The sequence below is a fragment of the Myxococcus stipitatus DSM 14675 genome (assembly GCF_000331735.1).
Taxonomy (GTDB): domain Bacteria; phylum Myxococcota; class Myxococcia; order Myxococcales; family Myxococcaceae; genus Myxococcus; species Myxococcus stipitatus.
In genome coordinates, this window is sequence record NC_020126.1 from 6615590 (window position 1) to 6635000 (window position 19411).

Genomic DNA, 19411 nt, shown 5'->3' on the forward strand with positions numbered 1-19411 from the left:
CAGACGTCTGACGAGGAAAGTCCAACCTTGGGCACGACATTTCCCTTCCTGCTCGGACGTTCAGGCATGCGCTCGCCCTGTTGTCTGCCCGAGGGGAGCGCACCAGCCGCGCGATGCACAGCCTGTCTGCACACGACCTGACAGGGAGGACTCATGACATCCACGAGCATTCAAGCAAGCGTCTGCGCACTCGCGCTCATCGCCGCCAGTCCGGCGTTGGCGAATGATGCGACGGAAGGCAAGCGCGGAGATGTGAACGTGTTCCTCAAGGGTGGCCTGGGTGATTACACGGGCGACCTGGGAGATCTCACCGACACGGGCCCCGCGTGGGGTCTCACACTCAATGTCCAGCCCACCACATTCCTCGGGTTCGAGGTCGGCTACGAGGGCTCCCGCAACGGCCTCGACGACATCCGGCTCCTGGGGGATGGCCCCGCCATCGTTCGGCAAGGCGGCAGCGCCCTGGTGAAGCTCTCCCCTCCGCTCTTCACGGGGGTGCGCCCCTTCGTGGGCGCGGGCTTCGGGCTCACCTATGTCGACGTCCGAGGCACGGGCATCGGTGGCCTCTACGACTCGGACACGCAGGAGGAGTTGCCCGTGGCCGCGGGCCTGGAGTTCAACAGCGGCGCGCTCACCGCGGGCCTGCGCGCCACCTGGCGCCTGCTCCTGGATGACGACTTCGCCCGAGGCGCGATGAACGGCGAGGACGTCAAGGGCGGCCTGCTGGACGGCTCAGTGACGCTAGGGGCGCGCTTCTAGCCCTGGGCCTGAAAACAACGAGGGCCCTGCCTCCGAGAGGAGACCAGGGCCCTCGTCCGTGGCCTGCGCCCCGTTGGAGGGGGCGCAGGACGAGTCATGACTACGCCGGCTTCGGCATCTCGTCGCGGTGACGGGCTTCCTTCGCCGCGGCACGCTCGTCCAGCCAGATGGTCAGCGGGCTGGCGATGTACACGGAGGAGTACGTGCCCACGAGGATGCCCACCAGCATGGCCATGGCGAAGTCGAAGATCTCGCCGACGCCGAAGATGAGCAGACCGATGAGCGACAGCGCCGTGGTGCCGGACGTGAGGATGGTGCGGCCCAGGGTGTCGTTGATGGCGATGTTGATGACCTCCGCCAGCGGCTTGCCCTTGAACTTGGCCATGTCCTCGCGGATGCGGTCGTAGATGACGATGGTGTCGTTCACCGAGTAGCCGACGATGGTCAGCAGCGCGGCGATGGCCGTCAGGCCGAACTCCCGGCGGCTCACCAGGTAGTAGCCGGCCACCATGATGACGTCGTGAATCATGGCGAGCAGCGCGCCCGGGCCGAACTTGAAGTCGAACCGGAACGCCACGTAGATGAGGATGGCCACCATCGAGTACAGCAGCGCCATGATGCCGCGGTTGCGCAGCTGCTTGCCGACCTGCGGACCGACGTAGTCCACGCGCCGCTGCTCGAAGTCCGGCTTCTCCAGCCCCGCGCCCAGCGCCGAGTACACCTTGTCCGCCATGCCGCTAGCGACGACCTGGTAGTCGGTGCCCGCGCCGGCCTGGCTCTCGCCGAGGACACGGACCTCCTGCACGCCGGTGCCGGAGTCCTCCACGGCCTTCTTGATGGTCTCCGCCGCCATGGGCGTGGCCGAGCGGAAGTTGATGATGCCGTTGGCCAGGTCCGCGTAGACGTTGCGCATGGAGCCCAACGCCTCGATGGCCTTCTTCGCCTTCTCGGCATTCTCCTCGGTGAGCTGCGTGACGCCGCCCATGCGCAGGAGGAACGCGTTCTCGTCCGCGCTGCCGATGTTCTGCACGCTCACGTCGTGCAGGCCACCCTTCTGGGCGCGCTCGCGCACGTCGGCCGCGCTGATGGAGTGATTGAACTTCAGCTCCACCACGGTGCCACCGGCGAAGTCCACGCCGTAGTTGAACCCCACCGTCGCGATTCCCACCAGGATGGCCAGGTTCACGAGCGTGGAGATGAACACGGCGGGCTTGCGCTTGCCGATGAAGTCGATGTTCGTCTTGTTCTTGAGGATCTGCATGGCAGTTTCCCGTGCTCCCGCCGGTTAGACCGACACCGTCTGCGCGTTCTTGCCGTGGACGAAGTAGGTCATGATGACGCGGGTCACCACGATGGACGTGAACAGCGAAGCCAGAAGGCCGACGATGAGCGTGGTGGCGAAGCCGCGAACCGGCCCTGTGCCCGTGAAGAACAGGATGAAGCCGGCGATGAGCGCCGTCACGTGCGCGTCGAAGATGGTCCAGAAGGCTCGGTCATAACCCTGGTCCACCGCCGCCTTGGCGGACTTGCCATGGCTCAGCTCCTCGCGGATGCGCTCGTTGATGAGCACGTTCGCATCCACCGCGATTCCGAGCGTCAGCACGAACCCCGCGATGCCAGGCAGCGTGAGCGTGGCGTTGAAGAACGCCAACCCCGCCAGGATGAGCAGACCGTTCAACAGCAGCGCGATGTCCGCGATGAGGCCCGCCTTGCGGTAGTAGAGCGCCATGAAGAGGACGACCAGGCCCAGGCCCACCAGCGCCGACAGGCTGCCCTTCTTGATGAGCTCGTCACCCAGGCTCGCGCCCACCTGACGAATCTCGCCCACCGTCACCGGCGCGGGCAGCGCGCCCGCCTTGAGCACCAGCGCCAGCGTCTGCGCCTCGCCCAGCCACTCGTCACGGGTGCGAGCACCCATGCGGCCCATGGTGATGCGGGCCCGACCGCCGCCAATCTTCTCGTTGATGTTGGGAGCGGTGTGGACGTTGTCGTCCAGCACGATGGCCATGCGACGGCCCACGCCCGCCTCGGTCAGCTTCTCGAACTCGCGAGCGCCGGCCGGGTCGAAGGAGATGTTCACCTCCGGCTCGTTCATCTGGTTCACGGACGCGTCCGCGCCCGACAGGCTCTCACCCGTCAGCGGAACCGCCTTGTCCAGGAGGTACGTGCGGTAGGAGGAGCACTCGTTCTTCTTCATCGGGTTGGCGATGCACTCGGTGACGACCTGGCGGTTCTCCGGAACCTTGTCCTTGGTGTACGCGAGCAGCGCCTCACGCGACGGGCTCTGCAGCTGCGCGAATCCACCCTCGTCCGTCAGCGTGATCTCGCTGCCCGCGGGGGCCGGGTTCGCCTGGAGCATCTGCGCGAAGAACTGCGGGTTGGTGTCGTCCACCATCCGGAACTCGAGCTGGGCGGTGGTGCCCACCAGCTCCTTGGCCTGCTCCGGGTTGCTGCGACCGGGCAGCGAAATCTGGATGGAGTCGGTGCCGAGCTTGCGCACGTCCACTTCGGCCACGCCCCACTTGTCGATGCGGCGGCGGATGACGAGCATCGCCTGGTCCACCGCTTCCTCACGGAAGCGATTCACCTGGCTCTCGTCGGGGGCCAGCACCAGCGTGTCGCCGGAGCGGCTGATCCGCTTGAAGTCCCCGAAGGTGCTCAGGACGTCCTTCTCGATGGCGTCCATGGTCGCCGGGTCCTTCGCCTTCAAGGTGAGCTGGAGCTTCTCTGGATCCGTCTCCGCCGTGACCTCGCCGAGCTTCTTGTCGGCGACGTACGTGGCGATCTGCTGGCCGCGGCGCTCGGTCCGCTTCTGGAGCGCCGTCTTCGTGTCCACGCGCATCACCATGTGGATACCACCCTGAAGGTCCAGCCCCAGATTGAGGCGGTACTTCGCGGGAGGTGCCCACTTCGGCAGCCGCTCTTGCAGCAGCACCAGGTTGTTGCGCTGGTCACGGTCCATGACCACCAGCGAGTAGTACGACGGAATCAGGAACCAGATGGTCCCCAGCGTCACCGCGACAATCATTCCAAACTTCCACCACCAGCCGCGGTCCATTACTTCTCCTCCTTCTTCTTCTCTTCCTTCTTCTCCTCCGAGGTCGCGGTCGCAGCGCCCTCGGCCACCGTGCCCTTGGCACTGATGGAGGTCTTCAGGACGCGAATGCGCACGCCGCTGGCGATCTCCAGCGTCACCGTCCGCTCGTCGACCAGGTGGATCTTCCCGAGCATGCCGCCCGTGGTGACCACCTCATCGCCCTTCTTGAGCGAAGCGAGCAGCGTGCGGTGCTCCTTCATCTGCTTTTGCTGGGGGCGGATCATGACGAAGTACATGATCGCCACCAGGCCCACGAGCAGGACCAGGGTGTTCAGCGGGCTCGACCCGCCCCCGGCCTGCGCCAGCATCAAAAAGCTCTCAGCCACGGACTGCCTCGTCGGTTGTGGAAGGCTTGGGATGGGGGACCCCCCACACTATCCAAGGAACCCATCCTGAAAGGGGGGCCGTCTTAGCAAGGGGCCCCCATGTGAGCAAGCGAACGCGGGAACCCCGACATCCCAACTGGCCGCTCAGCGGCCACGGGTCCGCTCGGCCTCCTGGGCCCGCGCCCGCTCCCGGAACTCCCGGGCGAAGGCGGCGAACCGGTCCTCCGCGATGGCGCGGCGCACGTCCGCCATCAACCCCAGGAAGTAGTGGAGGTTGTGCAGCGTGTTGAGGCGCATGGCGAGGATCTCCCCCGCCGCGAAGAGGTGCCGGAGGTAGGCCCGGCTGAAGTTGCGGCAGGTGTAGCAGGAGCACGCCGGGTCCACCGGCCGGGGATCCTTGGCGAACGCCGCGTTGCGGATGGTGAGCTTGCCCTCCGAGGTGAAGAGCAATCCGTTGCGTGCGCAACGGGTGGGCAGCACGCAATCGAACATGTCCACCCCGTGCTCCACGCAGGTGACCAGGTCCACCGGGGTGCCCACGCCCATGAGGTACCGGGGCTTGTCCCGGGGAAGGAGCGGCGCGGAGTAGGCCACGCCCGCATGCATGGCCTCGGGGACCTCGCCCACCGAGTAGCCGCCCAGCGCGTAGCCGGGCAGGTCCACCGCGCACACCTCCTCGGCGTGGCGCTTGCGGAGGTCCTCGTGCAGGCCGCCCTGGACGATGCCGAAGAGCGACGAGCGCTCCCGGCCCCACGCCTTGACGCACCGGTGCAGCCAGCGCGTGGTCCGGTCCAGGGACTTCTCCAGGTAGGAGCGCTCCGACATGGAGGGCGGGCACTCGTCGAAGGCCATGATGACGTCGGCGCCGAGCGTCTCCTGGATCTCGATGGAGCGCTCGGGGGTCAGGAAGTGACGCGCGCCGTCGAGGTGGGATTGGAAGGCGGCGCCCTCCTCGGTGATCTTGCGCTTCTCCGACAGGCTGAAGACCTGGAAGCCACCGCTGTCGGTGAGCATGGGCCGGTTCCAGGAGACGAACTGGTGCAGGCCGCCCATCTCCCCCACCAGCGCTTCGCCGGGGCGGAGCATGAGGTGGTAGGTGTTGCCCAGGATGATCTGCGCGTCGAGGTTGACCAGGTCATCCGGGCCCACGCCCTTGACGCTGCCCACCGTGCCCACGGGCATGAAGATGGGGGTCTCCACCGGGCCGTGGGGGGTGTGCAGCCGGCCGCGTCGGGCCTTGGTTCCGGAGGCGTCCTCGTGGAGCAGCTCGAAGCGCACCAGCCCTGGCGCCACCCGCGTGTCGCCCTTCTCGCGCGAAGGCTTGCTCGTCCCTGCGTCCTGCTCACCCATGGCACTCACTCCGACACCAGCATGGCGTCGCCGTAGCTGAAGAATCGATACCCGTCCCGCACCGCCTCCGCGTACGCGGCCAGCGTCCGCTCGCGCCCCAACAGCGCGCTGACGAGCACCACGAGCGTGGAGCGCGGCAGGTGGAAGTTCGTCAGGAGCGCGTCCACCTGGCGGAAGGTGAAGCCCGGGCGGATGAAGAGCGTCGTCTCGCCGGGTCCCTCGCGCAGTCTCCCCGTCGTCGGGTCCGTGGCGGACTCCAGCGTGCGCACCACGGTGGTGCCCACGGCGACGACGCGTCGGCCCTCGGCTCGCGCCGCGTTCACCTCGCGCGCGGTGGCCTCCGGCACGGTGAAGCGCTCGGGGTGCATGTGGTGCTTGTCCAGGTCGTCCTCGCGCACCGGCAGGAAGGTCCCCGGCCCCACGTCCAGCGTCACCAGCACCCGCCGCACGCCCCGAGCCTCGAGCGCCGCGAGCATCTCCTGGGTGAAGTGCAGCCCCGCGGTGGGCGCGGCCACGGCCCCGGACGCCCGCGCGTACACAGTCTGGTAGCGCTCGGCGTCGGCCGCGTCGGGCTCGCGGGTGATGTACGGGGGCAGTGGCAGCTTGCCCGCGGCATCCAGGAGCGCGGCCAGCGAGGCCCCCGGCGGCGCATGGAAGCGCACGCGGTACTCCCCTCCTCCGAGCACCTCGAGGACCTCTGCCTCCAGCCCGCCAGCGAACGTCAGGCGTTGGGTGGGCTTGAGGCCCTTGGAGGCCTGGCCCAGGCAGAGCCAGTCAAGCGTCTCGGGGGCACCCTCGAGCGCGGCCGAGGTCAGCGTGGAGGCCGCGGGCCGCACGACGAGCAGCTCCACGCGGCCGCCGGTGCCCGATTTCTGTCCCAGCAGACGCGCGGGGATGACGCGCGCGTCGTTGAGGACGAGGAGGTCACCAGGGCGAAGCAGTTCCATCACGTCCGAGAATCGCCGGTGGCTCACGTCGCCGGAGGAGCGGCGAACGTGCATCAGCCGAGAGGCATCCCGCTGAGCCAGCGGTGCCTGGGCGATTTGGGACTCAGGAAGCTCGAAGTCGTAGTCAGAGAGGCGGGACGACACGGGGGAGGCGCTTGTAGCAGCCCCCATGGCGCCGCGGAAAGCACGCCGACACGGGGGACGTCAGTAGAGCTGCTGCAGCTCGGCCCCGGGGTAGTAGTGGGTGAGGATATCCACGTACCCCTTGCCCTTGTCGGCGAGCGCCTTGGCGCCCCACTGGCAGAGCCCGGCCCCGTGGCCATAGCCGCGTCCGGTGAACATGTAGCCGTGCTCGACCCGCTCCACCTCGAAATCGAGGCTCTTGAGGCGCGTGTAGCCAAGCCGGCGGCGAAGCTCCACGCCGTCCAGCGAGCTGCCGTCGCCCATCGTGACGCGGGTGACGCGGCGGGTGGACGTGCGTGCCGTCACCTTCATGCCCTGGGCGGGCCGCTTGAGGGCGGACTTGATTTCAGCGTCGGACATGGAGGCGGACCAGCGGCTCGCGGGCAGGCGTCCGCAGGGGCAGTCGACGGGCTGGAGGTACGGCAGGTCTCGGTGGAGGGCGTCCTGGCCGGACTCGGTGCGCCCGCCACAGGAGGCGTGGAAGTACGCCTCGATGGGTGCGAGCTCGTAGGTGAGCACCAGGCCCCGGGTGGCATCGACGGCCGTGCGGGTCCGAGGGTCCTCGCGATTGACGCCGCCGTACACCTGGTGGAGCACGCTGCTGCCCAGATGAAACGCGTTGCTGTAGCTCTCCAGTTTCTTCTGGAGGGCATACGTCCGCGCGGCGACCGCCTGGGCCTTGAGGGCCTCGAGCGGGAAGGACACGGGCATCTCGCTGCCGAGCACCGCGGCGAGGTAGTCCTCCAGGGGAATGACGTTGATGAGCTGGAGCCCCTCGCGAAGCGGGCGCACGACGACATCGCCGCGCACCTGGGTGCCGCCGGCCTTGATGGGCTGCTCTCCGGGGCTGCTGCCCGCGTCCTCGGTGGAGCTCAGGCCCGCGCGGAAGCGCACGGAGTCTCCGAGCACCGGCGCGCCGTTGACCTCGAGCTTGCCCGCCTTGCGACGGACGACGGCGACATCGGAGGGGATGGCGACGAAGGTGGCCTCTTCGCTGTCCGCACCGAAGCCAAGCCCTCGCCCGCTGATGCGCACCTCTCCGCCCGTGTCCTCGATGGCGATGCGCAGGGTCTCCACCGCGAGCGAGCGCGGGGCGGCGAGCAGCAACAGGAGGAGTGCAACAGGTCGCAACATGGCCTGGGAGTGTAGAAGCGTGCGCACGTGCCTCAAGAAAACGGCCGAAGGATGGGCGAGGATGCATTGCCCGTGACACCTTCCGAGCCTCCCCCGTCCCGTCTCCCCCCGTCGGCGTTTGTCGTGGCCCTCCGCGAGCTGGAGCCCCGAGCCGCCGCCCTGCTGACCCGGCGGCTGGTGGCGGGTGACTCCCTGGAGGGCTGTGCTCGCTTCCTGGGTGTGTCGGAAGCCGCGCTCTCGGTCTCGCTGCTCCGAGCAGCCGTCGTCCTGGCGAGGAGTCTGACTCCCACGGCCAGAGAACCCGCCGAGGGCGAAGAGGAAGCAGCGTGGGCCAGGATGCTCACCGCGGCGCTGGAGCGGGAGGAGGCCCCCGTCCCCACGGGCCTGGTGCCGGTGGTGGACGTCTGTCGTCGCCTTCGCGCGGTAAGCGGCGAGGTGGCCACGGGTCTGGAGTCCGCGACGCAGGAGGAACTGGCCTCGCCGCGGCGGCGTCGCGAGGACTGGATGCGGCGGCTCGCGGTCGCGGCCCTGCTGGCACTGACGGCCTATCTCTATCTGTCGCGCCCCCAGGAGCCGTCGCGGCTCCCACCTCCCCCACCCCGGCAGTCACCGCCCGACGCGGGCTGAGCCCTTCCGCGGTTGAGGGCCGCTGCTCAACACTCGGAGCCCCAGAGCCTGGACGCGAAGAGTCCGCAGCGCCTATGGGAAGACCATGCGAGTCCTACCCGTCACCGTCGCGGTGCTCGTCATTGGACAGGGGCTGCTGGCTGGCTGCGCACGAAACCCGGCGGAGACACGCGTCGCTGGCGACGACGACATGGCCATCGACGATGTCTCCGCGCGACTGGAGGAACAGCGAGCCCGTGCGGCCCAGGATGAGCTGGCCTGTGGCGACCGTTGCGACGTGGCGACCCAGACCTGCGAGGTGGCCGAGGAGCTGTGCGCGCTCGTGGACCGGAACCCGGACCGGGACGACCTGCCCCCTCGCTGCGCGCAAGGCCGGGAGCAGTGCTCCGACGCGCGGGACGGCTGTGCGAGCTGTCAGAACGGCTGAACCTCCGCTCGGGTGCCCGGGTGAAACACCGGACGAAATGTTCACCTTCACCGGGAGGCCGAGAAGCAACGCAACCGGTGCGCGCGGGTACACGGCCGTGGTTAGATGGCGAGGCTGCAACCATCGTCGAGGAGCCGTGCCATGTCCCGTCCCATTTCCATGCTCGTGGCTGCCCTGTGGATCCTTCCGGGCGTCGCTGGAGCGGACGACGGGGGCGAGCTGACCCCCGAGAAGGTGGAGCACATCCGCCGGGACGAGGCCACCGCCCTCCAGAAGGTGGATGACGAGTTCGGCAACCGCAAGTCCTCGGAGATGAGCAACGAGGAGCGGGGCCAGGCCATCCGCAAGACATCCGCCGCGACCGCCGCCGTCCTGGAGAAGCACGGCGTCACCGCGAAGGAGTACGAGCGCTTCACGGCTCGGATGGGCCAGGAGGGCAATGAGCGGGCGAAGGCCGAGGGGCAGCGCCTGGACGAGCAGGCCAAGACGGCCAAGGCCCAACATGCCGCCGCCGCGGCGAAGGCTGCCGAAGAGAAGGAAGTCTCCATTCAGCAGGGCTTCGACGATGAGAACCCCGTCGAGCTGGAGTCCCTCGACGGCGACGCGCCCGTCGTCGAGATTGGCATTCCGGTCGAGGACTCGGAGGCCACGGGAGAAGAAGGTGGCACGGGTGGAGGCAGCGCGGCGGGAGGCAGCGAGGACGCGGAGGCGTCCGTGGGCGCGCAGGCCGCCGCGGGGGCGTCCGACAACGAAGTGCCCGTGGAGATCATGAGCGACACCGAGGTCGCTCAGCCCGCGGCGAAGCCCGCGCGCAAGGCCAGCGCGAAGGCCTCCAAGGCCGCGAAGGTGAAGAAGAAGGTCAGCAAGCGGAAGAGCACGCGTTCCGAGGACTGAGCGCCGCGCACTCGACTCCCGGAGCACTCAGCGCACCGGGAGTCAGCCGCAGGGAGGCTCAGCCCTTCCGGTGATAGCCGAACGCCTGGGCCCGAGCCCGCCACGTCTCATCGTAGGGACAGGAGCAGTCGGTCTCTTCCGGCTCCGGATAGGCGTAGCGCTCACCCTTGAAGTTCCGGAACACCGTCTCCCGCTCGCCCCACTCCACGACGTAATCAGGCTGGAGCGTCACCTTGCCGCCGCCGCCAGGCAGGTCGACCGCGAGATGAGGCACGGCGAGTCCAGTGGTGTGGCCACGCAGCTGCTGGATGATCTCCATGCCCTTGGCGATAGGCGTGCGCAGATGCTCGCAACCCTCCGCCACGTCCATCTGGTGCAGGTAGTACGGCCGCACCCGGGTGCGCAGGAGCAGATGTGACAGCTCCTTGATGATGCGTGCATCCGAGTTGAGCTGCCGCATCAACACGGCCTGGTTCTCCACGGGAACGCCATGGTCCACCAGCCGCTCGCAGGCCTCACGCGCCTCGGGAGTCACTTCCTTCGGGTGGTTGAAGTGCGTGACGACGAAGACGGGAGCGTAGCGCCGCAGAAGGCTGGCCAGCGCATCCGTGACACGCATGGGCAGGACAACGGGGACGCGAGTGCCGATGCGGATCATCTCCACATGCGGAATCTCGCTCAGGGGCGCGAGCAGCTCCTCCAGCCGCTGCTCGCTGAGCAGGAACGGGTCACCGCCGGAGATGAGGACGTCGCGAACCTCGGGGTGGCGCCGGATGTACTCGATGCCACGGCGCATCTGCTCCTTGGAGAGCTCCGCCACGCCGCCCTGGGTGATGCGTCGCCGCGTGCAGTGCCGACAGTAGACCGAGCACGTATCCAGCGCCAGGAACAGCACCCGGTCCGGATACTTGTGGACGATGCACTCTTCGGGACGCGTCTTGTCCTCGCCGAGCGGATCCTCCAGCTCGCCGGGGCGTACGCGCGCTTCGGCCCGAACCGGGATGGACTGCATGCGCACCGGGCAGAACGGATGCTCCGGGTCGATGAGCGACAAGTAGTACGGGCTGATGCCGATGCGGAACAGCGCGGACGTCTCCTGGACGCCCGCGCGCTCGTCGGCGGTCAACGGCACATAGCGCTCGAGCTGCTCCAGCCCACGCACCGAATGCCGTTGATGCCATCGCCAATCTCCCCACTCGGCATCAGTGGCCTGGGGAAAGAGGCGCTGGCGCCCCTCCGCGCTGAGCGAGGTGCGGATGACTCGAGGCTCCGCGGATGCGGTCGCCAGCAGCGCGGAGGAATCCATCACGCGGCCTTGGTCTGCTCCCGCCACCACGCCTGCCCTGCCTCGGGCAGCGAGTCGATGGGGTCGAAGTACTCGTACTTGCGATTGAGCGCGTCGGCGTCGTTCAGCTCGATGCCCGTGCGGTAGTTCTTGGTCCAGTAGGAGATGCCGCGCTCGCGGTCATACTCCGCGACCTGGTGGACCCAGCGCTTCCCGACGAAGGGCACGTCACAGACGATGCGGGGCGTCGCGAAGCCGGGCATGTAGCCCATGATGTCGTGCTGGAGCTTCTGCGCCTGCGCGACCGAGACCCGCCAGTGCTCACTGTTGGGGATCATGTCGCACATGTAGAAGTAGTACGGCAGGATCTTCGCGTGGTCGAGCAGCGTGAAGCACAGGTCCAGCAGCTGCTGTGCACTGTCATTGACCCCGCGCAGCAGCACACCCTGGTTGCGCACGTCGCGGAAGCCCATGTCCAGCAGCTTGCGCACGGCCTTGCCCACGAGCGGCGTGAGCTGAGCGGCGTTGTTGACGTGCGTGTGCAGCGCCAGGTCCACGCCGCGCTCGATGGCCTTCTTCGCCAGCCGCTCCATGCCCTGGAGCACCGAGTCCTGGAGGAAATGCTGGGGAATGGCCATCAGGCCCTTGCTGGCCAGACGGATGTCCCGGATGTTCGGGATGTCCATCAGCGAGCTGACGAACGGCTCGAGCTGCTGGATGGGCAGGTTCGCGATGTCGCCACCGGAGACCACCACGTCGCGCACCGTCGGCGTGCGGCGCAGGTACTCGAGCATCTGCTCGTAGCGCTCTTTCGGCCCGATGGAGAATTTGTGTTTGCTGACCTGGGGCACGTCGTTGCCCACCAGGTCCATGCGCGTACAGTGTCCACAGTACTGGGGACACGTCGGCAGCATCTCCGCGAGGACCTTCGTCGGATAGCGGTGTGTCAGACCTTCGACGACCCACATGTCCTGCTCGTGCAAGCTGTCGCGGCTGGCCTTCGGATGGTTCGGCCAGTCCGTCAGCCGATCCGCGAACGCCGGCAGCATGTAGCGCCGCACGGGGTCGCTCCAGAGGTCCTGGAAGTTCATCGTGTTGAGCATCTGCGGCGGCACGAGGATCGACATCGTCGCTCGCTCGCGCTGGTCCCGCTCGAGGCTCTCCGCCAGGTCATCCGGGAGGAGCGCGCCCAGGGTGGCCTTGAGCTCCTTCAGGTTCTTGACGGTGTTCTTGCGCTGCCAGACAGAGTTCTCCCATTCCGCCTGGGTGACGTCCTTGTAACCAGGAATGCGCCGCCAGTCGGGCTCCACGAACTCTCGGCGGAGCGGATAGGTAAACGGCTGTTGAGCAGAGCCGGCCTCAGCCTTGCCCCAGATGGGCGTCGATTGCATGGCGCATCACCTCAGCATGTAGCGTCGTAGGCCGGGCGTCATATCCCGCCCGGCCCTGAATCATTCAACAAATCGACGCCGACGCCGCCTGCCCGACTTGTCACTCGATGGCAATGTTGACCAACTTCTCCAGCTTACCCTCGGAGATCACGACAACAGTCGGCTTCGTCGTCTTCCCATTGAGTCGGAAGGAGATCTTCCGCTTGCCCACTGGGAGCACCAACGGGCTGCCGAGCGTGACGGGCGTCTGACGCCCTGTCTTCTTGCCATCAACCAGGATTTCGGCACCCGCGGGCTTCGTGCTGCACGCCAGCGTTCCCGTGGCCTTGGACTTCGGAGTGGGAGCAGGCGCCGGAGGAGGCTTGGGAGGGGTCGGTTCCGCACGAACGACCTCCTCCACCTTGGCGAGCGCGAAGGACACGGTGAGCTCGTCGCCCTCTCCCTTCGCCTTGGCGACGAACTTGCCCGAGTAGGTCTTGTAACCGGCCAGCTTCGCCGTGAACTGGTAGGTCTTCCCTTCCTCCAGGTTGGGCATGCGTGCGTCCGGGGTGAGACCGACCCGCTTCCCGTTCACCGCAATCTCAGCGCCGTCATCACCCTCGAAGACAGCGGCGAGCTTCCTCGGCTCGGGCGCCGGAGGAGGCTCCACCGGCTTTTCGACAGGCTTCTCCACGGGCGGCTTGTTGACCGCCACGGGGGCCTCGGGAGGCTTTGCCTCCGTGTCGGGCCCCGGAGACGGCGGAGGATTCTGCGGCTTGTTCTCCGCCACCGGGGTCCCCGGCTCGGGATTCTGCCCGGAGGGCGTCCCCGTCTGTCCCTGGGCGCCCTTCGCCCCCGAGGGGTTCTCCTGCGTGCCAGCGTTCGCGGTCTCCGTCGGCCGCGAGGGAGGCTCCCCTGTCGCGGCGTCCGTGACGGGAGCGAGGCTGAAGGAGACGGCAAGGGGCGCACCCTCGACGACGGTCACGATCTTCTGCTGCGCCTTGAAGCCAGGGGCCTTTGCGACCACCTGGTACTCCCCGACGGGGAGCGAGAGCAGCATGTTGGGCTCGACCAGCTGCCCGTTCACCTCGATGGTGGCTCCCTCGGTTGGCATCACCGAGAAGGTGACCTGCTCACCCGACGGGCCCTTCAACGCGAGCACGAGGAGGAGGAGCAGGACCACCGCGATGCCCGCGGCGGAACCGTAGAGCACCGGCTTCGGAAGGCTCGTGAGCGACTGCGCCAATGACGGCTTGCCCGAAGAGGTCTTGGGCTTGTTCGCCTTGACCTTCGCGGCGGGCACCGGCTTGGCGGCGGCAGCGGCCTTGGCGCCCTTCTTGGGCGCGGGAGCCGGCGTCAGCGAGCCTCCGGTGACCTCATCCTGCCCATGAGGTTCATCGGTGTAGGCGCCCGCGTCGTAGGAGCCGTCGTGCGTGTCGTAGTCGCCGTCGTCGTGCTGGCCGTCGTCATATGCGGGCTCCGCACGCTGCGAAGCGGCCTTGCCATTGCGCTGCGGAGCACGAGCACTGCTCCGAGCATTCACGGGGAGGTCGATGTTCCCCGTGGTCTCCTCGGGCGGCTCGTCCATCTCGGACGAGCGCGACGGAGGCGCCGTCGGCGCGGGACCAATCATGGTAGCGCCGCCGTAGGGCTCTCCATCGTCGGGCGCGATGACCACCTGGGACTTCGGACCACTCTTGCCCCGGCGCACCGAGGGCTCCGCATCCCGCCCTTGAGCGGTGGGATTCGCGGACCGGCCCGTGATGCTGTCGTCCACGAGCACGCTGCTCTCGGCGACACGCGTCTCGGGGGACATGAAGGTCTGGGTCGAGTCGACGATCTGCGTCTTGTCGCCAGCGCCGACGCCCATCTCCTCGAGCTCTTCCGCGGTGGGCGGCGGGATGTAGCCCGGGGGAGGCTGCTGCGCCTGCCCCGTGATGGCACGTCCCGCGGGAGACCCGGTCACCACCACGGCGGGCGGCGGTGAGCGCTTGGCGCTCGGGCGACTGGGCGCGGCGGGCGGAATGGTGACGCCGGACGTCTCGATTTGATCCGGACGCTCGATGCCCGCGAAGCGCTCCATCTTCTCCGCCTCGCGGAGGAGGTCTTCCGCGAAGGCCTCCTTCATGTACGAGGACAGGTGCTTCGACGAGTAGATAGCATCCCCCGCCAGGAGGAAGCGCATCAGGTCCTCGGCGAGGTCCGAGCCCCACTGGTAGCGGTCCTCGGGCTCGCGCGCGAGCGCCTTGAGGACGACCTTCTCCAGGCCGGGCGGGATGTTGGGATTGAACTCGCGCGGCAGCGGCACATCGGCGTTGCGGACCTTCTCCAGCGTGGAGAAGTCCGACTCGCCGACGAAGAGCTTCTCGCCCGTGAGCATTTCGTACAGCAGCACGCCCACCGCGAAGATGTCGCTTCGCCGGTCGATGGGCATGCCCCGGACCTGCTCCGGGCTCATGTAGCCGAACTTGCCCTTGAGGATTCCGGCCTGCGTCTTCTGCGAGCGGTTGGCCGCCTTCGCGATGCCAAAGTCGATGACCTTGACCTCGCCCTCATAGGAGATGAGGACGTTCTGCGGCGACACGTCGCGGTGGATGATGTGCAGGTCCTGGCCGCGCGCGTCCTTCTTGCGGTGGGCGTAGTCCAGGCCGTCGCACAACTTGGAGGCCACGAACACCGCCTGCGCGGTGGGCATGATCTCCTTGCGCCGCCGGTAGCGCTCCAAGATGGTCCGCACGTCGCGACCCGCGACGTACTCCATCGCGATGAAGTAGGTGTCGTCGTGCTTCCCGAGCTCGTGGATGTGCACGATGTTGGCGTGGTTCAGCTGAACGCTGATCCGCGCCTCGTCGATGAACATCGTGATGAACTCTTCATCCTCCGCCATCGTGGGGAGGATCTTCTTGATGGCGAGGATGCGCTCGAAGCCCTCGACGCCAAAGGCCTTCGCGATGAAAACCTCGGCCATCCCGCCGACGTTGATGCGCTCGAGGAGCAGGTACTTCCCAAAAAGGGTCGGCTTCTTCATCTCGTGGAGCGTCCGGGGCCGGGGTGAGCACCGCGGCAGGCGGAGCGCAGACCGGGCGGAGAAGTGGACTCTAGACCCAGCACTGTTAGCGAGTCAAACACCTGAACGCCCCCGAAACCCCAAGAAATTCAGCACCTTGGCCACCCCAAGCCTCCCTTCCTGAGGGAGTGAGATACGGACCTGGCGTCCCATGTGGGACGTCACCCGCCAAGGAGGCCCGAATTGCCCTGGAAAACGGCCCTGGACCTGGCGCCGCGAGGGCCCCGAAGCAGGGCCCAGAAAAGAGAAAAGCCCCCGTCGCACGAGGCGACGAGGGCTTCTCAAAAAGAATCCGGCAGCGACCTACTCTCCCACGCGGTTTCCCGCGGAGTACCATCGGCTCTGGAGGGCTTAACTTCCGTGTTCGGGATGGGAACGGGTGTGACCCCTCCGACATTGCCACCGGAAAACTAGAAGACAGTGCATACGAAGGGTAAGTTGCAGCATTCTGCGAGTACAAGCCTCGCTGTGCGTTAAGTGTTTCTTCCGGGGGAATGCACAGTGGCATTCCAGCCTCGGCCTTGGCCCCGAGTCCCTTACTCCCCTTGAGGGGGCGCGCAAGAGATAGGGGGAAGTAAGCCTCTCGACCAATTAGTACTGGTTAGCTCAACGCGTTACCGCGCTTACACACCCAGCCTATCAACGTCGTAGTCTTCGACGGGTCTTCAGGGGCTTGCGCCCGGGATACCTGGTCTTGAGGTCGGTTTCCCGCTTAGATGCTTTCAGCGGTTATCCAATCGGCACATGGCTACCCAGCGATGCCTCTGGCGAGACAACTGGTACACCAGCGGTGCCTCCAACCCGGTCCTCTCGTACTAAGGTCAGAGCCTCTCAAGTATCCTACGCCCACAGCAGATAGGGACCAAACTGTCTCACGACGTTTTGAACCCAGCTCGCGTACCGCTTTAATTGGCGAACAGCCAAACCCTTGGGACCTGCTCCAGCCCCAGGATGCGATGAGCCGACATCGAGGTGCCAAACCTCCCCGTCGATGTGAACTCTTGGGGGAGATAAGCCTGTTATCCCCGGAGTACCTTTTATCCGTTGAGCGATGGCCCTTCCATTCAGGACCACCGGATCACTATGACCTGCTTTCGCACCTGCTCGACGTGTCCGTCTCGCAGTCAAGCTCCCTTATGCCATTGCACTCGCCGCCCGGTTTCCAATCGGGCTGAGGGAACCATCGCGCGCCTCCGTTACTCTTTGGGAGGCGACCGCCCCAGTCAAACTACCCACCAGACAGTGTCCCAATCCCGGCTGACGGGACATGGTTAGACACCAGAAATCAACAGGGTGGTATTTCACCGTGCCTCCACCGAACCTAGCGGCCCGGCTTCAAAGGCTCCCACCTATCCTACACAGTCAATCCCTAGTGTCACTGTCAAGTTATAGTAAAGGTTCACGGGGTCTTTCCGTCTTGCTGCGGGTAAACTGCATCGGCACAGCTATTTCAATTTCGCTGAGTCCCTCTCCGAGACAGCGCGGAAGTCGTTACTCCATTCGTGCAGGTCGGAACTTACCCGACAAGGAATTTCGCTACCTTAGGACCGTTATAGTTACGGCCGCCGTTTACTGGGGCTTCGGATCATCGCTTCGCCTTGCGGCTGACGAATCCCCTTAACCTTCCAGCACCGGGCAGGAGTCAGACCCTATACGTCGGCTTGTCGCCTTCGCAGAGTCCTGTGTTTTTGGTAAACAGTCGCTACCGCCATTTCTCTGCAACCTCTATCAGCTCCGGCTGTACGCCTTCACCTACCAGAGGCCCACCTTCTTCCGAAGTTACGGTGGAAATTTGCCTAGTTCCTTGGAGGAGAGTTCTCTCAAGCGCCTTAGGATTTTCTCCTCACCCACCTGTGTCGGTTTACGGTACGGACACCCTGCAAGCTCCCTACGGGACTTTTCTTGGAAGCAGAGCATCAACGACTTACCCCTTACGGGGCGCCATAAGGTCTCGAGGATGACTGCCGCGCCTTTATTCGTACGCGACACCCCTACGCCTTTAGACTGACACAACCGCCGGTCAGCTCGTCTAGCTTTCTCCGTCCTCCCTTAGTTCAACGCTTGCAAGATGGCGCGGGAATATTAACCCGCTTTCCATCATCTACGCCTTTCGGCCTCGACTTAGGTTCCGGCTAACCCTGGGAAGATTAACTTGACCCAGGAAACCTTGGGTTTACGGCGAGGGGGTTTCTCACCCCCTTTATCGCTACTCATTTCGGCATCAGCACTCCCAGTCGCTCCAGCCGCCCTTCCGGTCGACCTTCGCTGCAACTGGGACGCTCCCCTACCGCCACACGCTTTACGTGTGACCCGAAGCTTCGGCACTAGTCTTGAGCCCCGTTACATTTTCGGCGCGGCCTGTCTTGACCAGTGAGCTATTACGCTTTCTTTAAAGGATGGCTGCTTCTAAGCCAACCTCCTGGTTGTCAATGACCTGCCACATCCTTTCTAGTGTTCACTTAGACTAGATTTGGGGGCCTTAGCTGTCGGTCTGGGTTATTCCCCTCTTGCCAATGGACGTTATCACCCACTGACTGCGTCCCGGATTAACAATTACTGGCATTCGGAGTTTGGTACGGTTTGGTAATCTGGTGAGACCCCTAGCCGTTCCAGTGCTCTACCTCCAGTATTGAATTGTCCGAGCCGATACCTAAATATCTTTCGGGGAGAACCAGCTATCACGGAGTTTGATTGGCCTTTCACCCCTACACACAGCTCATCTCAGAAATTTTCAACTTTCATGAGTTCGGTCCTCCATGCGGTGTTACCCGCACTTCAACCTGGCCATGTGTAGATCACCCCGCTTCGGGTTATAATACACGCAACTATTCGCCCTTTTAGGACTCGCTTTCGCTCCGGCTCCACCTATCGGCTTAGCCTCGCTACGTATATTAAGTCGCCGAATCATGATGCAAAAGGTACGCTCTCGCTCTGGCTTGCGCCGTAGAGCTCGAACTGCTTGTAGACATGCGGTTTCAGGTTCTTTGGACTCCCCTTGCCGGGGTTCTTTTCACCTTTCCCTCGCGGTACTAGTTCACTATCGGTCGCCAAGGAGTATTTAGCCTTACCGGATGGTCCCGGCTGATTCAGACAGGATTGCACGTGTCCCGTCTTACTTGGGTAACCCACTCAGCTCCAACCAGCTTTCGCGTACGCGGCTATCACGCTCTTTGGCGCCTCTTTCCAGAGGCTTCCGCTAGCCAGTCAAAGTCCTACCGTGGACCCACTACCCCGAAGCCACTTGCGTGACTTCGGTTTGGGCTTCTCCCATTTCGCTCGCCGCTACTTTGGGAATCACTCGTTGTTTTCTCTTCCTCAGGGTACTGAGATGTTTCACTTCCCCTGGTTAGCTCCATCTCACCTATGTATTCAGTGAGAGGTAACACCGCTATTCGCAGTGCTGGGTTTCCCCATTCGGACATCTCCGGATCAACGCTTGGTTGACAGCTCCCCGAAGCTTTTCGCAGCCACCCGCGTCCTTCATCGCCTCTTGGCACCTAGGCATCCACCGCACGCCCTTAGTAGCTTACTTGCCCTAATCTCTTGTCCAACGCCCGCCTCCCGGCGGATTGTCGAAACTCGAAACCAAGGCCCAGACCCCTGCTCTTCGCAGCAGGCCCGGAAGAATTCACTATTTCGCTTGTAGTTCACAGCCACTCTCGCAACCTCGCCTTCGCCTCACGGCGTCGGTTTCGGTGGGAGTGAGCTGCGTTCTGCGAGAACTTGTTACTCAGCAGAAATTGCAACTTACCCTTCGTATGCACTTGTCAAAGAACGCTCTCCCTACTTCTGGAGAAATTCGTGTGGAGCTGGACGGAATCGAACCGACGACATCTAGCTTGCAAAGCTAGCGCTCTCCCAACTGAGCTACAGCCCCGTGAGTCCGGGCCATCATGCTGGTTGCGTCACCGCTTTCCGTGGAGTCCCGCGGAAATGGTGGGCCTA

The 19411-nt window shown here is 65.3% G+C and carries 13 protein-coding genes, 2 tRNA genes and 2 rRNA genes (1 of these 17 only partly in view); 4 read left to right on the forward strand and 13 right to left on the reverse strand.

Annotation, left to right across the window (positions count from 1 at the left end; all coding sequences use genetic code 11):
* Window positions 1–153 precede the first annotated feature (153 nt).
* A complete protein-coding gene (locus MYSTI_RS25500; RefSeq protein WP_015350687.1) occupies window positions 154–759 on the forward strand; it encodes an outer membrane beta-barrel protein in 606 nt (201 codons plus the stop codon).
* Window positions 760–859: 100 nt separating this feature from the next.
* Here the strand turns inward: MYSTI_RS25500 and secF are convergent, their stop codons facing one another.
* The 6 genes from secF to MYSTI_RS25530 all read right to left on the reverse strand — a co-directional run bounded on the left by secF (window position 860) and on the right by MYSTI_RS25530 (window position 7796).
* A complete protein-coding gene (secF, locus tag MYSTI_RS25505) occupies window positions 860–2020 on the reverse strand; it encodes a protein translocase subunit SecF (RefSeq protein WP_015350688.1) in 1161 nt (386 codons plus the stop codon).
* 24 nt (window positions 2021–2044) lie between these two features.
* Window positions 2045–3817, reverse strand: coding sequence for a protein translocase subunit SecD (gene secD / locus MYSTI_RS25510; protein ID WP_015350689.1), 1773 nt, complete (start codon window positions 3815–3817; stop codon window positions 2045–2047).
* The gene (gene yajC / locus MYSTI_RS25515; RefSeq protein WP_015350690.1) at window positions 3817–4182 is read right to left on the reverse strand and encodes a preprotein translocase subunit YajC; all 366 of its coding nucleotides are present in this window, start codon (window positions 4180–4182) and stop codon (window positions 3817–3819) included. The genes secD and yajC overlap by 1 nt, the downstream gene beginning before the upstream one ends.
* Window positions 4183–4326: 144 nt before the next feature.
* A complete protein-coding gene (gene tgt, locus MYSTI_RS25520; RefSeq protein WP_015350691.1) occupies window positions 4327–5532 on the reverse strand; it encodes a tRNA guanosine(34) transglycosylase Tgt in 1206 nt (401 codons plus the stop codon).
* A gap of 5 nt (window positions 5533–5537) precedes the next feature.
* Window positions 5538–6650, reverse strand: coding sequence for a tRNA preQ1(34) S-adenosylmethionine ribosyltransferase-isomerase QueA (gene queA, locus MYSTI_RS25525; protein ID WP_015350692.1), 1113 nt, complete (start codon window positions 6648–6650; stop codon window positions 5538–5540).
* A gap of 33 nt (window positions 6651–6683) precedes the next feature.
* The gene (locus MYSTI_RS25530; RefSeq protein WP_015350693.1) at window positions 6684–7796 is read right to left on the reverse strand and encodes a SpoIID/LytB domain-containing protein; all 1113 of its coding nucleotides are present in this window, start codon (window positions 7794–7796) and stop codon (window positions 6684–6686) included.
* Between the two features lie 123 nt (window positions 7797–7919).
* On the opposite strand from MYSTI_RS25530, the gene MYSTI_RS25535 reads away from it, so the two are divergent.
* The 3 genes from MYSTI_RS25535 (at window position 7920) to MYSTI_RS25545 (ending at window position 9744) form a co-directional block, all read left to right on the forward strand.
* The gene (locus MYSTI_RS25535; RefSeq protein ID WP_233277956.1) at window positions 7920–8423 is read left to right on the forward strand and encodes a hypothetical protein; all 504 of its coding nucleotides are present in this window, start codon (window positions 7920–7922) and stop codon (window positions 8421–8423) included.
* An 85-nt stretch (window positions 8424–8508) separates the two neighbouring features.
* Complete coding sequence (locus tag MYSTI_RS25540; protein ID WP_015350695.1) at window positions 8509–8850, forward strand: hypothetical protein; 342 nt, start codon at window positions 8509–8511, stop codon at window positions 8848–8850.
* Window positions 8851–8991: 141 nt separating this feature from the next.
* The gene (locus tag MYSTI_RS25545) at window positions 8992–9744 is read left to right on the forward strand and encodes a hypothetical protein (protein WP_015350696.1); all 753 of its coding nucleotides are present in this window, start codon (window positions 8992–8994) and stop codon (window positions 9742–9744) included.
* 58 nt (window positions 9745–9802) lie between these two features.
* Here the strand turns inward: MYSTI_RS25545 and MYSTI_RS25550 are convergent, their stop codons facing one another.
* From MYSTI_RS25550 to MYSTI_RS25580, 7 genes are all read right to left on the reverse strand, one after another.
* Window positions 9803–11050 (reverse strand): KamA family radical SAM protein, encoded by a 1248-nt coding sequence (locus MYSTI_RS25550; protein WP_015350697.1) that lies wholly within the window; start codon window positions 11048–11050, stop codon window positions 9803–9805.
* Complete coding sequence (locus tag MYSTI_RS25555; protein ID WP_015350698.1) at window positions 11050–12420, reverse strand: KamA family radical SAM protein; 1371 nt, start codon at window positions 12418–12420, stop codon at window positions 11050–11052. Before MYSTI_RS25555 ends, MYSTI_RS25550 begins: the two co-directional genes overlap by 1 nt.
* 100 nt (window positions 12421–12520) lie before the next feature.
* Window positions 12521–15427, reverse strand: a complete 2907-nt coding sequence (locus MYSTI_RS25560; RefSeq protein ID WP_015350699.1) for a serine/threonine protein kinase — start codon at window positions 15425–15427, stop codon at window positions 12521–12523.
* Window positions 15428–15756: 329 nt separating this feature from the next.
* Window positions 15757–15873: ribosomal RNA gene (gene rrf / locus MYSTI_RS25565) — 5S ribosomal RNA — on the reverse strand.
* Between the two features lie 163 nt (window positions 15874–16036).
* A 23S ribosomal RNA gene (locus tag MYSTI_RS25570) occupies window positions 16037–18998 on the reverse strand.
* Window positions 18999–19270: 272 nt separating this feature from the next.
* Window positions 19271–19343, reverse strand: a tRNA-Ala gene (locus tag MYSTI_RS25575).
* Window positions 19344–19400: 57 nt separating this feature from the next.
* Window positions 19401–19411, reverse strand: a tRNA-Ile gene (locus MYSTI_RS25580); it runs 66 nt beyond the window's last position.